At 61.7% G+C, this 12,606-nt stretch carries 14 protein-coding genes; 7 read left to right on the forward strand and 7 right to left on the reverse strand.

The genetic code is table 11. The features are described from left to right. Window positions 1–80: 80 nt before the first annotated feature. The 3 genes from BLV09_RS09005 to BLV09_RS09015 all read left to right on the forward strand — a co-directional run bounded on the left by BLV09_RS09005 (window position 81) and on the right by BLV09_RS09015 (window position 2,360). Window positions 81–482, forward strand: coding sequence for a hypothetical protein (locus BLV09_RS09005; protein WP_146687030.1), 402 nt, complete (start codon window positions 81–83; stop codon window positions 480–482). Between the two features lie 165 nt (window positions 483–647). After that, complete coding sequence (locus BLV09_RS09010) at window positions 648–1,451, forward strand: thermonuclease family protein (RefSeq protein ID WP_146687031.1); 804 nt, start codon at window positions 648–650, stop codon at window positions 1,449–1,451. 69 nt (window positions 1,452–1,520) lie between these two features. Continuing rightward, the gene (locus tag BLV09_RS09015; RefSeq protein WP_146687032.1) at window positions 1,521–2,360 is read left to right on the forward strand and encodes a metallophosphoesterase family protein; all 840 of its coding nucleotides are present in this window, start codon (window positions 1,521–1,523) and stop codon (window positions 2,358–2,360) included. A 55-nt stretch (window positions 2,361–2,415) separates the two neighbouring features. On the opposite strand, the gene cyoD is transcribed toward BLV09_RS09015, so the two are convergent. From cyoD to BLV09_RS09040, 5 genes are read right to left on the reverse strand one after another with little or no spacing between them, the layout of a single operon-like run. Further along, window positions 2,416–2,805 (reverse strand): cytochrome o ubiquinol oxidase subunit IV, encoded by a 390-nt coding sequence (gene cyoD, locus BLV09_RS09020; RefSeq protein ID WP_100381346.1) that lies wholly within the window; start codon window positions 2,803–2,805, stop codon window positions 2,416–2,418. Next, entirely contained in the window at window positions 2,802–3,437 is a 636-nt protein-coding gene (locus BLV09_RS09025; RefSeq protein ID WP_146687033.1) for a cytochrome (ubi)quinol oxidase subunit III, read from the reverse strand. Before BLV09_RS09025 ends, cyoD begins: the two co-directional genes overlap by 4 nt. Beyond that, complete coding sequence (cyoB, locus tag BLV09_RS09030; RefSeq protein WP_146687034.1) at window positions 3,437–5,431, reverse strand: cytochrome o ubiquinol oxidase subunit I; 1,995 nt, start codon at window positions 5,429–5,431, stop codon at window positions 3,437–3,439. The genes BLV09_RS09025 and cyoB overlap by 1 nt, the downstream gene beginning before the upstream one ends. Then, window positions 5,421–6,254 (reverse strand): ubiquinol oxidase subunit II, encoded by an 834-nt coding sequence (cyoA, locus tag BLV09_RS09035; RefSeq protein WP_146691033.1) that lies wholly within the window; start codon window positions 6,252–6,254, stop codon window positions 5,421–5,423. The genes cyoB and cyoA overlap by 11 nt, the downstream gene beginning before the upstream one ends. Before the next feature lie 42 nt (window positions 6,255–6,296). Beyond that, window positions 6,297–7,121 (reverse strand): amidohydrolase family protein, encoded by an 825-nt coding sequence (locus BLV09_RS09040; protein WP_167558665.1) that lies wholly within the window; start codon window positions 7,119–7,121, stop codon window positions 6,297–6,299. Window positions 7,122–7,316: 195 nt separating this feature from the next. Here BLV09_RS09040 and BLV09_RS09045 point away from each other — a divergent pair, with 195 nt between their 5' ends. The 4 genes from BLV09_RS09045 to BLV09_RS09060 are packed head-to-tail and all read left to right on the forward strand — an operon-like array spanning window position 7,317 to window position 10,520. Further along, entirely contained in the window at window positions 7,317–8,129 is an 813-nt protein-coding gene (locus BLV09_RS09045) for an SDR family NAD(P)-dependent oxidoreductase (protein WP_146687036.1), read from the forward strand. A gap of 25 nt (window positions 8,130–8,154) precedes the next feature. Beyond that, a complete protein-coding gene (locus BLV09_RS09050) occupies window positions 8,155–8,709 on the forward strand; it encodes a carboxymuconolactone decarboxylase family protein (protein WP_146687037.1) in 555 nt (184 codons plus the stop codon). Window position 8,710: 1 nt separating this feature from the next. Next, window positions 8,711–9,511, forward strand: coding sequence for an SDR family NAD(P)-dependent oxidoreductase (locus BLV09_RS09055; RefSeq protein ID WP_146687038.1), 801 nt, complete (start codon window positions 8,711–8,713; stop codon window positions 9,509–9,511). Between the two features lie 52 nt (window positions 9,512–9,563). After that, window positions 9,564–10,520: a tripartite tricarboxylate transporter substrate-binding protein gene (locus BLV09_RS09060; RefSeq protein ID WP_244549152.1), complete on the forward strand. Its 957-nt coding sequence runs from the start codon at window positions 9,564–9,566 to the stop codon at window positions 10,518–10,520. 19 nt (window positions 10,521–10,539) lie between these two features. Here the strand turns inward: BLV09_RS09060 and BLV09_RS09065 are convergent, their stop codons facing one another. Further along, window positions 10,540–10,989: a hypothetical protein gene (locus tag BLV09_RS09065; protein WP_146687040.1), complete on the reverse strand. Its 450-nt coding sequence runs from the start codon at window positions 10,987–10,989 to the stop codon at window positions 10,540–10,542. Window positions 10,990–10,996: 7 nt separating this feature from the next. Continuing rightward, window positions 10,997–12,595: a GMC family oxidoreductase gene (locus BLV09_RS09070; protein WP_146687041.1), complete on the reverse strand. Its 1,599-nt coding sequence runs from the start codon at window positions 12,593–12,595 to the stop codon at window positions 10,997–10,999. Window positions 12,596–12,606: the final 11 nt, after the last annotated feature.

The following is a 12,606-nucleotide window of genomic DNA, read 5'->3' on the forward strand; positions in this document are numbered from 1 at the left end:
CACAGCCGTCGCGGCGTGACCAACTCATAGTGGTTCCGTGATTTAAGTCTCGAATCGGCCCCAACGCAGGGTGATGTCCGATGAACCTCGCAGCTAGCTCCGTGACTTCGTTGTTCACAGCGATCGCCGATCGCATCGGGCTTTTGACCAATGACAGCCCGGATGGCTGGTCCAGCCTGCTGATGCCGGCCTTGGCCGGCGCCGCAGCCGCGCTCGCTGCCGCCTTTGTGCTAAGGGTCTATTTCCGAAGCGGATATCGGACCGCGCGCGATATCGTCAGGCACGGCATTGCAGCCACAACGGTGCTCGGGCTTCTTGCTTTCGTGGCCTATGACATCCGGCACGCCGGCTTCGCCTCTCGCGGCATCAACCCGCCCAAACCCGAGGTCGAGTTTGAGGTCCGCAAGCCAAAGACGACCGGGACCGCTCTGGTTGACGCGCGGATCGAACTGCAGGCGAACAGAAATACGACGTTGGCATAGGCTGCAAGGCGTCCCCTTCTCCGGCGACCTGCCCGGATTGCCAGCCTCTCGCACGCCGCGACACGGCCGCTCGCGCTCGCCCTGAGCGCAAGACGTTAGGGCTGTGACATCTGGATATGCTAGGGAGTTCCAGATATCGCCAACTTCCACCGGCTGCGAGACCGCATGCGATTCCAAAATTCGCCTCTCCCGATCAGGTCGTCCTCCTTGCGTGCTCTCATCCTGGTCCTCGGCTTCCTCGGAATTGCCTTCTCGGCGAATTCAGCCCGGGCCGCGAACCCCGTCGTCAAGGATGGCAACACCATCCAGCTTGGCGAGCTCACCTACCGGCTTGATGGCATCGATGCACCGGAGCTTGATCAGATGTGCATCGACGACCACGCCGATCCCTGGACGTGTGGCGTCGATGCGCGCGATCAATTGACAAAACTGATCGGCGGACATCCGGTCCACTGCGACGACCAAGGTCCGGCGAAGGGCTTCAGGAAGAGGCATATCGGCGTCTGCACCGTCACGGGTGAAACCGCAAGCCTGAACCAGTTGCTTGTCCGTCAAGGCTTTGCCTTGAACCTCGAGCCGTCAGCCAAGGGCCGGTTTGTGAAAGACCAGGCCGACGCCAAGGACGGCCGCCGGGGAATGTGGAAAGGATGTTTTGTCAGTCCGCAGGAATTCCGCCACGGTAAAAAGGATGGCGCGCTGCTCGGCGGATCGTGCCGGGCCGACAAGGATCGCGAAATACGCGCGGCATTATTTCCCGAGGATCTCGCCATGCCGTCCGGCTGCGCCATCAAGGCCAAGTTCGCCGTGCGCGCGCGCGTCACCGGTAACGTCGGCATCTATCATCTGCAGGGCTGCCGCAGTTACCCGGCGCTGACAAAACCGGATCGCTGGTTCTGCTCGGAAGATGACGCCCAGGCCGCCGGATTCCGCCGGGCCTATAATTGCCGGGCCAGTGCTGTGAAAAAATAACAACGCGAAACCAGATTTCATCATTCTGATGTCCGGCGGCTCTATGATTTGGGCCGGAAGGATCATCAAATGTCCGAATTTCGCCTGACCCAGATTTCCGACACGCATCTGGCCCACCGCCTGTCGAAGCTGACCGACAACTTTCACCGGGTGAGCGAATATATCGACGCGACGCGCCCCGATCTCGTCGTCAACAGCGGCGATCTTGCATTCGACGGCCCGACCCAGCGGGACGATCTTGAATTTGCCAAAACACTACATAGCGCGCTTCCCGCACCCTGCCGTTACCTTCCCGGCAATCATGACATTGGCGACAATCCCACCCAGGTCGGGCCGCCGCCGTCACAACCGGTCACCGAACAAAACCTGCAGGCTTATCGCTCGATCTTCGGCGAAGACCGCTGGCGTTTTGATGCCGCCGGCTGGTGTTTCATCGGCCTCAACTCGCTTATTATGAACACCGGGCTTGCGAGTGAGGCCGAGCAGACCGACTGGCTTGCATCGCAGCTTGCCAGCACGGCCGGCAAACCGGTGGCCCTGTTCCTGCACAAGCCACTTTATCTGAATTCACCTGACAACCCGGAACTCGCGGCAACATCGATACGCTACGTCCCGATGCCGGCGCGGAGCCACTTGGTGGAGATGTTCCGTGCCGTCGATCTGCGGCTGGTCGCCAGCGGCCACGTTCACCAGCGCCGGGATTTCACCTTTGCCCACATCCGTCACATCTGGGCGCCTTCCGCCGCCTTCATCATTTCATCAGATGCAAGACAGGAAGTGATCGGCATCAAGGAGGCCGGACTGGTCGAGTATCGCTTCCAGCCCGACGGTTTTGAAGTCCGTCATATCAAGGCACCAGGCCAGATCGATGTCGATCTGGACTCCCTATTGGGCACGACGAAAAACTAGATTCCGCAGGATAGAACAGGCTGGCGATACGGGCGCTCGCTTTCGCTCGAAAACGCTAACGCTGCATCTGCATGATCTGGTCCATCGGCATCATGTTGTGGTTGAGGTTCGACATGATCCACAACGATCCGCCGATCACCAGAACCACGATCAGGATGCCGAAGGCGAGCGCCATGACGTTGTTGGTATTGTCCGGACCGGTCGTGATGTGAAGGAAGAACACCACATGCACGCCCATCTGCGCGATCGCGAGCACGATGATGGCGACGGGAATGCTCGGCTGCCAGACCAGATCGGTCCCGGCGATGAAGAATGAGGTCGCGGTCAGGAGCAGCGCCAATCCCAGGCCAATAAGATAACCCAGTATCCGAGGGCCGATGCCGCCTTCGCTTTCTTCACCCGGCGCGAGGTCGGTTTGATGCAGTTCGTGAGCCTGGTCACTCATGCCGCGCTCCCGAGGAGATAGACCACCGAAAACACCGCGACCCAGATGATGTCGAGCGCGTGCCAGAACAGCGCAAAGCACACGATGCGGCGCTGGATATCGGCGCGAAAGCCCTTGGCGAACACCTGCGCCATCATGGTGAGAAGCCAGAGGATGCCGGCCGAAACGTGCAGGCCGTGGCATCCGACCAGCGTGAAGAAAGCCGAGAGAAAGGCGCTTCGCGTCGGTCCGGCGCCGCGTGCAACGAGGCCGGCGAATTCCCTTATCTCGATAAAAAGAAACGCCAGGCCAAGCAGGCAAGTAATCGCCATCGCGACCTGGAACCAGAACCGGTTGCGCACATCGGCCGCGATGCTTGCCATTCCGCAGGCGAAGCTCGACAGCAACAGGCAGAGAGTTTCGATGGCGACATTCCTCAGGTCAAACAACTCGGCGCCGCTCGGTCCACCTGCAGTCTGCCCCGACAGCACCGCAAAGGCGGCGAAGAAGCAGGAGAACATCACCATGTCGCTGAGCAGGAATATCCAGAAGCCGTAAGCGGTCACGGTCCGCTTCGGCGCCGGTCCCTCATACTCCCCAACCAGAACGTGGTGTGGATCGCGCTCTCCTTGCGTCATGGTCGCAACGCTCATCAGACGCTCCCCGCGGCGGTGACGAGGTCGCGGCGTTCGGCGATGTTGGCTCGATCGACCCGCGCCACCTCGTCCGCCGGAATTTCATACTCGTCATGGTCCCGCCATGCGAACACGACGAAGGTGGCGAAGGCGCCGATGAAGCCCGCGATCACCATCCACCAGATGTGCCAGATCATGGCAAATCCCATCACGGCGGCGAAGAAGGCGCAGACGAATCCGGTCGGCGAATTACGCGGCATCTCGATCGCTTCGTAATGCGGCTCTTCGAACCCTTCCTGTTTGGCTTTCACCTTCATCTCCCAATAGGGATCCGGCCCGTTCACATAGGGCAGCACCGCGAAATTGAACACCGGCGGCGGCGAAGCGGTCGCCCACTCCAGCGACCGGCCGTCCCAGGGATCGCCGGTGTGGTCGCGCAATTGCTCGCGGTCGCGGATGCTGACGACGAGCTGCGCGATCTGAAAGATGATTCCGATCAAAATCAAAATAGCCCCGAAGCCAGCCACTATCAGCCATGGCCGCCATTCCGGCACATCGTAATGCTGCATCCGCCGCGTCATGCCGAGGAAGCCAACCGCGTAAAGCGGCATGAAGGCGACGTAGAAGCCGACCAGCCAGAACCAGAACGCCGCCTTGCCAAGTCCCTCGTGAAGACGGAAGCCGAATGCCTTCGGAAACCAGTAGGTGTAGCCGGCAAAGGCGCCGAACAGCACACCACCGATGATCACATTGTGAAAGTGAGCGACCAGGAAAAGGCTGTTGTGCAGGAGGAAGTCCGCCGGCGGCACCGCGACCAGAACGCCCGTCAGCCCGCCAAGAATGAACGTCACCATGAATCCGATCGACCACATCATCGGCGTGGTGAAGCGAATGCGTCCGCCATACATCGTGAACAGCCAGTTGTAGATCTTCACACCGGTCGGCACCGCGATGATCATGCTGGCGATGCCGAATATGGCGTTGACGTCGGGTCCGGCGCCCATGGTGAAGAAATGATGCAGCCACACCATGAAGGAGATGATGCAAATCGCCATCGTGGCCAGCACCATCGAACGGTAGCCGAATAGCGGCTTGCCGGAGAAGGTCGAGACGACTTCCGAAAAAATCCCGAACGCCGGCAGAACGAGGATGTAAACCTCCGGGTGTCCCCAGGCCCAGATCAGGTTCATGAACATCATCATGTTGCCGCCGGCTTCATTGGTGAAGAAATGGAAGCCGAGATAGCGATCGAGGATCAGCATCGCCAGTGTCGCGGTCAGGATCGGGAACGCCGCCACGATCAGCAGATTCGACGCAAGCGTGGTCCAGCAGAACATCGGCATGCGGAGATAATTCATGCCTCTGGTGCGGATCTTCAGCACGGTGGTGACCAGATTGATGCCGGCGACCAGCGTGCCCACGCCAGAAATTTGGAGCGACCACAGATAGTAATCGACGCCGACCCCCGGCGAATAGGTCAGCTCCGACAAAGGCGGATAAGGCAGCCAGCCGGTTCGCGCGAACTCGCCGACCACCAGCGACACATTGACCAGTAGCGCGCCGGTTGCCGTGAGCCAGAACCCGACCGAGTTCAGCGTCGGAAACGCGACGTCGCGGACGCCGAGCTGCAGCGGGACCACCAGATTCATCAATCCGATCACGAACGGCATCGCGACAAAAAAGATCATGATGGTGCCGTGCGCGGAGAAGATCTGGTTGTAGTGGTCCGGCGGCAGATAGCCTTGCGAATGAAAGGCCACCGCCTGCTGCGCCCGCATCATGATGGCGTCGCTGAACCCGCGCAGCAGCATCACCATCGCGAGCAAGGTGTACATGACGCCGATCCGCTTGTGATCGACGCTGGTGATCCATTCGTGCCAGAGATAGGGCAGATGGCCCTTGACGACGACCCAGACCAGAACCGCCAGGATCGCAACCAGCACCACCGCCCCCGCGATGAGCGGGATTGGCTGATCGATCGGAACTGCCGCCCAGCTCAGCTTACCGAACATTGGCAGCCCCATTCGCCGGCTTCGCCAGATTGTCCGTCAGCTGCGGTCCCGGACCCGGCGGGATCTTCTGGGTCGCGATAGCATCGAACAACCGGGGATCATCAAGCCGGTAGGTCGGCTTGTCCTTCGGGACCGACTGCTGCGCTAGAGCCGTGTAGCTGTCGGTATTCAAGACCTGATTGCTGCGGGCGGTGCTCGCGACCCAATCGGGAAATGCAAGCTGCGATATCACGTGCACGTCGAACAGCATGTCGGGAAAGCCGTCGCCGCTGAAATGTGCCGACAAGCCCTGATAGGTGCCCTCATTGTCGGCGCGGAGCTCCAGCCGCGTCACCATGCCGTTCATGGTGTAGATGATGCTTCCGAGTTGCGGGATGAAGAACGCGTTCATGACACTGCCGGAGGTCAGCTCGAAGTGAAGCGGCGCGCCGGCAGGCACGGTCAGGGTATTGACGGTCGCAATCCCCAGATCCGGATAGATGAAGAGCCATTTCCAGTCGAGCGAGACGGCCTGGATCCTGATTGGGCTTCCTGTCCCCTCCACCGGCTTGGCCGGATCCAGTTGGTGCGCGCCGATCCATGCGACACCGCCAAGCAGGATGATGGTCAGCGTCGGGATCGACCAGACCACGAGTTCGATGCGTCCCGAGTATTCCCAGTCCGGCTGATAGCGTGCGCGGGGATTGGATTGCCGAAACCAGTAAGCGAAGGCGAAAATGGCGATGATCGTCGGAATGACAATCGCGAGCATGATCGCGACGGAGTCGATCAGGATGGTTTTCTCGGCGGCAGCGATCGGGCCTTGCGGATCGAGGATATTCATCGGCACGCCAATCCCGATTTCCTGCTACCCAACCGTATCACGTCAGAACTTGTAATTCCATCCGATCCATTCGCAGAGACCGCGGCCCATCACGTCTTCGAGATCATTGCCCTTCAACCATGGCAATTCTTCGGTGAAGAAGGTCACGCATTGACGATAGCTGCAGGGCATCCGGGTGATGTCGGTGCCCCAGAACATCCGCCTCGGTCCGAACGCATCGAAAATGCGATGCAGCCCATCCTGGATGTTGCGGAATGGATAGGCTTGCGTCGAATAGTGCGGCGCGCCCGTCGCCTTGACGGCCACGTTGGGAAATTTCGCAAGCGTAACAAGCTCATCGAGATGGATGAAAGCCGCGGCGTCCTGGCCATGCCGGTTGAGGCCGCAATGATCGATGAGCATCCTGAGATCGGGATGGCGTTCGGCGATCTCGCGGAACTTGTGCAGAAACAGACCGCCCATCATGGCGATCGGCAAGCCCTCCTTCTCCGCGGCCGGCCACAGCCAATCAAGCGAGCCGTCATAAAGCCGCTTCTGCTGCGCCTCCAGCAGAAACGGCCAACGCAGGCCCATCATGCCCGGCTGGTTGCGCCAGCCATAAACCAGCTTGCGGTTCTCGGGCACGTCGAGCGAAAACTGGCCCATGATGGCGAAGCGGTCCGGATATTTCTGCGCCGCTGCAATGGCGAGCGCATTGGAATCGGGATCCCAGCCGCCGGGCGGATGGATCAGCGCGGCATCGACGCCGGCTTCATCCATTTCCTTCAACAGCTCCTCGGCGGTGAATTTCTCGACCTTGCGGTGCAGGCCGGAGGTCGGCACCACCGTCTTCGACCAGATGTGCACCTGCGCGTCGATAATCTTCATGGCGCCCCCCCACACGGCTCTTTTGAAGACGATCATGCACAAGCCGCGGCCGGACCACAACTCGGCTGCCAGCCATGCGTGGCGCGAGCGGCAACATGCAATTTCGCCAGAGGTTGCAGCGACCGCCCGGCGTCAGCGGCCTTCTCACCCCATGACGGCGTTGCTATCGTGAGCAAATAAAAAAGGAAAAAAGCGATGAAGGGATCCGAGGAGGATGCCGGCCTGGCCGGCAAGGTCGCGCTCGTGAGCGGCGGAGGCGCTGCGGGCGATGGCATTGGCAACGGCCGCGCCGCGGCGATCCTGCTGGCGCGCGCGGGTGTGAAGGTGCTGGTGGCCGATCGCGATCTCGGCCTGGCCGAACGCACCGTCGCAATGATCACCGCCGAGGGCGGCGTGGCAGCAGCCCATGCCGGCGACGTCACCAGCGAAGCCGATTGCGGGCGGTTGGTCGATGCTGCCGTGGACCGCTGGGGCCGGCTTGATTTCCTCGACAACAATGTCGGTATCGGTAGCCGCGGCAGCGTCGTCGATGAGAAGCCCGAGGAATATCGGCGGGTGATGCAGGTCAATGTCGAGAGCATGTTCCTGCTGTCGAAATACGCTATTCCCGCGATGATCAAGACCGCCAAGGGCGGCGCGATCGTCAACATCTCCTCGATCTCGGCGCTGCGGCCGCGCGGCCTCACCACCTATACGACCTCGAAGGCCGCGGTGATCGGCCTGACCCAGGCGATGGCGGTGGACCACGGCCGCGACAACATCCGCGTCAACTGCATCTGTCCCGGTCCGATGTACACGCCGATGGTCTATGCGCGCGGCATGAGCGAGGCGGCACGCAGCCAGCGCGCCAACGCTTCGGTGCTGAAGACCGAGGGTACCGGCTGGGACGTCGGCCACGCCGTCAAATTCCTGCTCAGCAACCACGCCCGTTACATCACCGGTCAGGTGCTGGTCGTCGACGGCGGCGTCACGTTGCAGGGCCCGGAACGCGATTCACGGGATCACTGATCACGCACAAGGGAGAACAACCAAAATGGCCCGCCTGCCCTATCTCGAGGCCGACCAGGTCGCGCCCGAATATCACGACATGCTCAAGCGCAACACCAATCTGCACAAGCTCCTGGTCAACTCGCCCGACATGGCGCGGGCGTTCAGCGGGATGGGCGGCTATATCCGTTTCAAGAGCAAGCTCGATCCGCGCTTGCGCGAACTTGCAATCCTCCAGGTCGGCTGGATGGAGAAGTCGGAATATGAATTCACCCATCATGTGAAGATCGGCAAGGAGTTCGGCGTCACCGACGCTGACATCGAGGGCATGATGGCCGAGACCGCGGGAAAGCCCTCCGGGCTCGAGCCGCTGGCGAAAGCGATCCTGAAAGGCGCCCGCGAGATGGTGCGCGAACTCGCGATGTCGGATGCGACCTTTGCCGAGATCAAGAAGGAACTGAGCAACGAGCACATGACCGATCTCGTGCTCACCATCGCCTTCTATTGCGCTGTCGTCCGCGTACTCGCCACCATGAAGATGGACAACGAGCCCTATTACAAAGAGGTACTGCAGCAGTACCCGATCCCGGGAGTGAACTGACATGCGTTTGCAAGATCGCGTCGCCATCGTCGTCGGCGCCGGCCAGAGTCCGGGCGAAGGCATCGGCAACGGCCGCGCCACCGCACTCACTTTCGCGCGCGAAGGCGCCAAGGTGCTGTGCGTGGATCATAACCTCGCTTCCGCCCAGGAAACGGTCGACATGATCGCGGCCAAGGGAGGCACCGCGGTGGCCTTCAAGGCTGACGTCACCCGGGATGCCGAAATCAAGGCCATGGTCGCCGACGCGCATGGCCGCTGGGGCCGCATCGATATCCTACACAACAATGTGGGCGTCAGCCTCTCCGGCGGCGACGCCGAACTGCTCGATATCACCGAGGAAGCGCTCGACCGTTGCATCGCGATCAACCTCAAGAGCTGCATTCTCGCCGCCAAGCACGTGATCCCGATCATGCGCGAACAAAAGAGCGGCGCCATCATCAACATCTCATCGATGGCCGTCATCACCAGCTACCCTTACGTCGCCTACAAGGCGACCAAGGCAGCCATGGTGTCGTTCACCGAGCAGCTCGCCTATCAGAACGCGCCATACGGCATTCGTGCCAACGTCATCCTGCCCGGCCTGATGAACACGCCGATGGCGGTCGACACCCGCGCCCGCGAGTTCAAGAAAAGCCGCGCCGAAGTCGAGGCCGAGCGCGATGCCAAGGTGCCGCTGCGCAAGAAGCAAGGCACCGGCTGGGACGTCGCCAACGCCGCGCTGTTTCTGGCGTCCGACGAAGCAAGCTTCATCACCGGCGTGACCCTGCCGGTCGACGGCGGCGCCAGCGTGCGGCGGGGCTAAGTTGCGAAGATAAGGACTCGACCAGGTGATGAAGCGGCGGAAATTTATCAAGATGGCCATCGGCTCGGCCTCGATGTGGCCGATGTTGTCCTATGCTGACACTTATCCTTCGCGACCCGTCACGCTCGTCGTGCCTTTTTCGGCCGGCGGCCCAACCGACGTGCTCGCTCGCCTGCTCTCGGAACGCATGGGAGCCGTCCTCGGCCAGACAGTTCTGGTCGAGAACGTGACCGGCGCCTCCGGCACGATTGCGGGCATGCGCGTGGCCCGCGCGGCGCCCGACGGCTACACCATCGGCATCGGCCATTGGGGCACCCACGTTCTCAACGGCGCCATCTACCCGCTGCAGTATGATCTGCTGCGGGATTTTGAACCGGTGGCGATGATCGCGAACGGCCCTCAACTCATCATCGCACGACCCACATTGCCGCCAACCGACCTGAAGCAACTGATCGCGTGGCTGAAGGACAATCCGAACAAGGCGACGGCGGGAACCGCTGGTCCCGGTTCTGGTGCGCATGTCAGCGGCGTTTTCTTCCAGAATTTGACCGGCACAAGCTTTTCGTTCGTGCCGTACCGCGGCGCCGGTCCCGCGCTGAACGATCTGATGGCCGGACATATCGACCTGATGTTCGACCAGGCCTCGAATTCCTTGTCTCAGGTTCGAGGAGGCACGGTCAAAGCCTACGCGGTGACAGCACAGTCACGGTTGGCGGCGGCACCAGATATTCCGACCGTGGATGAAGCCGGATTACCCGGACTGTACATCGCCTATTGGCACGGCGTTTGGGCGCCGAAGAATACGCCGGCTGAAGTCATTACAAAGTTGAACGCGGCGGTTGTGACAGCCTTGGCCGATCCGGCCCTGCGACAGCGGTTTGTCGAATTAGGCCAGGAGATTCCGCCGCTCGAAAAACAGAGTCCGGCCGCGCTCGGAAAACATCAGGAAGCAGAGATTGAGAAGTGGTGGCCGATCGTGAAGGCTGCAAACATCAGGGCCGATTTATAGCGCCATCGTGCGGCGCATCTCAGGTCGTCCGACGCCACATCGAGGGACGAGCCTTCACCGGATCCAGCAGCGACCAGTCGCCCTGCTCCAGCGCATACCCTTTCGGAAACGGTGGCCGCGGCTCCAGTCCGAGTGAACGGACCACGCGATCATCGCGATAGTAGCTTTGCAGTACCACGCGCACGAGCGCCGCCGCAGGCGCTCCGCCCGATGCGCGAAATTCCTTGGCCACGGCTTCACGCTGTGCCGCGCCGAGATCCGCAAGCGGCATTCCCGCGAGGCGTGCGAGATGATCGAGCGCCGCGCGGACCATCGCGATATCGCGGCCGAGCGTTGCGATCATGTCGGCCTGGATCTTCGCGTCGTCGGCGCCGGGCACATTGTATTCGCTGCTGGCCGGAATGATCATCGCAGCGACTGTGCGCAGATTGTCACGTTGCAAGGGTGTGAGAGCGTTGTCCGCTGACATGGCTATCTCAATCAAACAAATTGGCGAGGCGCGGCTTCATCTGGTCGGCGACGTAGAGCGCGATGGCCTGAATCGTGGACGTCGGATTCACGCCGCCTGAGGTGACGAACACGCTGCCATCGACGATGAACAGGTTTTTCACATCATGCGACCTGCCCCATTCATTGACCACGGAACGCGTGGGGTCGGTGCCCATCCGCGCCGTGCCGAGCAGATGCCAGCCGCCATACAGGATCGGACGGTTCACGCAGATATCGGTGGCGCCGGCGGCGGCGAGAATTTCCCTGCCGCGCGCAATGCCGTGTTCAAGCATTTTCGCACTGTTCTCGCCGATCGTGTAATCGACGCGTGGCGCCGGGATGCCGTGGCTGTCTTTCAACACGGGATCGAGCGTGACGCGGTTGTGCTCTTCCGGCAGATCCTCGCAGATCGCCGCGAGACCGAGCCGATGGCCGTTAAGCCGGCGGAATACCGCATGATGGTCCGCGCCCCAGGGCAACAGGCCCTTGGCCTCGCTGGTGACGGCCTCCATCACAGGTCCGATGCCGCGGCCGAACTGAAACGCATAGCCACGCACGAAGCCGCGCGCAGGATCGGTCTCGTAAAATTCCTTGCTCCACAGGCAGGTCGGCGGCGCGCGATTGCTGTCGGTCGGCTCATCGACATAGCCATAGAGCTGGGCATAAGGATGAAACATCAGGTTCTTGCCGACCAGCCCGCTGGAATTGGCAAGCCCATCCGGAAAACGGCTGGAGGCTGAATTCAGCAGTAGCCGCGGCGTACCGACACCGTTGCAGGCGATCACAACCACTTCGGCCGGCTGGAACTGCTCGATGCCATCCTTGTCGTAATACACCACGCCCGACGCCATGCCGTGCTCATTGGTCGTGATCTCGCGGACCCGGCAATGCGTGCGCAGCTCGACGCCGGCGCGCAACGCGGCCGGCCAGTAGGTGATATCCGTGCTCGCCTTGGCGCCTTGCGCGCAGGCCGGCGTGCAATGGCCGAGATTGATGCAGCGCGCGCGTCCCTCATAGTCGGTGGTTGCGACCGTCGTATCTGAAGGCCACCAGTGCCAGCCGAGCTTGTTCATGGCCTTCGCCAGACGGGCGCCGGAACGGCCCAGCGGCTGCGGCGGCATCGGTGGCGCGGTCAGCGGCGAGGCCGGATCGCCGGCCAGACCGGAGACACCCATCATCCGGTCGTTCTCGGCAAAGAACGGTGCCAGCATGTCGTAATCGATCGGCCAGTCATCGGCTACGCCATCGAGCGTGCGGACGCGAAAGTCGGACGGATGCAGGCGCGGGAAATGCGCCGTGTACATGATGGTGCTGCCGCCGACGCCGTTGAAGTTCAACACCTTGATCGGCGAATTGTCGTCGTTGACGGGATAATCCTCGGCCCGCGCGCGGATGTTGGGGCTCGGCGAATAGTCGCCATAGAAGCGCGCTTCCCAGTCCCGACCCGCGCTGGGGTATTTGGCGGGGTTCATCCAGTCGCCCTGCTCGAGGCAGAGGATGTGCATCCTGGTGTCGGCGAGGCTCCACGCGACCGCAGCCCCCGATGCCCCGGCGCCAATGATCAGGACGTCGACGGGCTCGTTCATTCCAGCATCCC

This window comes from Bradyrhizobium canariense (genome assembly GCF_900105125.1).
GTDB lineage: Bacteria > Pseudomonadota > Alphaproteobacteria > Rhizobiales > Xanthobacteraceae > Bradyrhizobium > Bradyrhizobium canariense_A.

Excerpts from the sequence above, each read along its gene's own strand:
- BLV09_RS09005 (WP_146687030.1), top strand. The coding sequence starts at position 81 with ATGAACCTCGCAGCTAGCTCCGTGACTTCGTTGTTCACAGCGATCGCC.
- BLV09_RS09010 (WP_146687031.1), top strand. The coding sequence starts at position 648 with ATGCGATTCCAAAATTCGCCTCTCCCGATCAGGTCGTCCTCCTTGCGT.
- BLV09_RS09015 (WP_146687032.1), top strand. The coding sequence starts at position 1,521 with ATGTCCGAATTTCGCCTGACCCAGATTTCCGACACGCATCTGGCCCAC.
- cyoD (WP_100381346.1), bottom strand. The coding sequence starts at position 2,805 with ATGAGTGACCAGGCTCACGAACTGCATCAAACCGACCTCGCGCCGGGT.
- BLV09_RS09025 (WP_146687033.1), bottom strand. The coding sequence starts at position 3,437 with ATGAGCGTTGCGACCATGACGCAAGGAGAGCGCGATCCACACCACGTT.
- cyoB (WP_146687034.1), bottom strand. The coding sequence starts at position 5,431 with ATGTTCGGTAAGCTGAGCTGGGCGGCAGTTCCGATCGATCAGCCAATC.
- cyoA (WP_146691033.1), bottom strand. The coding sequence starts at position 6,254 with ATGAATATCCTCGATCCGCAAGGCCCGATCGCTGCCGCCGAGAAAACC.
- BLV09_RS09040 (WP_167558665.1), bottom strand. The coding sequence starts at position 7,121 with ATGAAGATTATCGACGCGCAGGTGCACATCTGGTCGAAGACGGTGGTG.
- BLV09_RS09045 (WP_146687036.1), top strand. The coding sequence starts at position 7,317 with ATGAAGGGATCCGAGGAGGATGCCGGCCTGGCCGGCAAGGTCGCGCTC.
- BLV09_RS09050 (WP_146687037.1), top strand. The coding sequence starts at position 8,155 with ATGGCCCGCCTGCCCTATCTCGAGGCCGACCAGGTCGCGCCCGAATAT.
- BLV09_RS09055 (WP_146687038.1), top strand. The coding sequence starts at position 8,711 with ATGCGTTTGCAAGATCGCGTCGCCATCGTCGTCGGCGCCGGCCAGAGT.
- BLV09_RS09060 (WP_244549152.1), top strand. The coding sequence starts at position 9,564 with ATGGCCATCGGCTCGGCCTCGATGTGGCCGATGTTGTCCTATGCTGAC.
- BLV09_RS09065 (WP_146687040.1), bottom strand. The coding sequence starts at position 10,989 with ATGTCAGCGGACAACGCTCTCACACCCTTGCAACGTGACAATCTGCGC.
- BLV09_RS09070 (WP_146687041.1), bottom strand. The coding sequence starts at position 12,595 with ATGAACGAGCCCGTCGACGTCCTGATCATTGGCGCCGGGGCATCGGGG.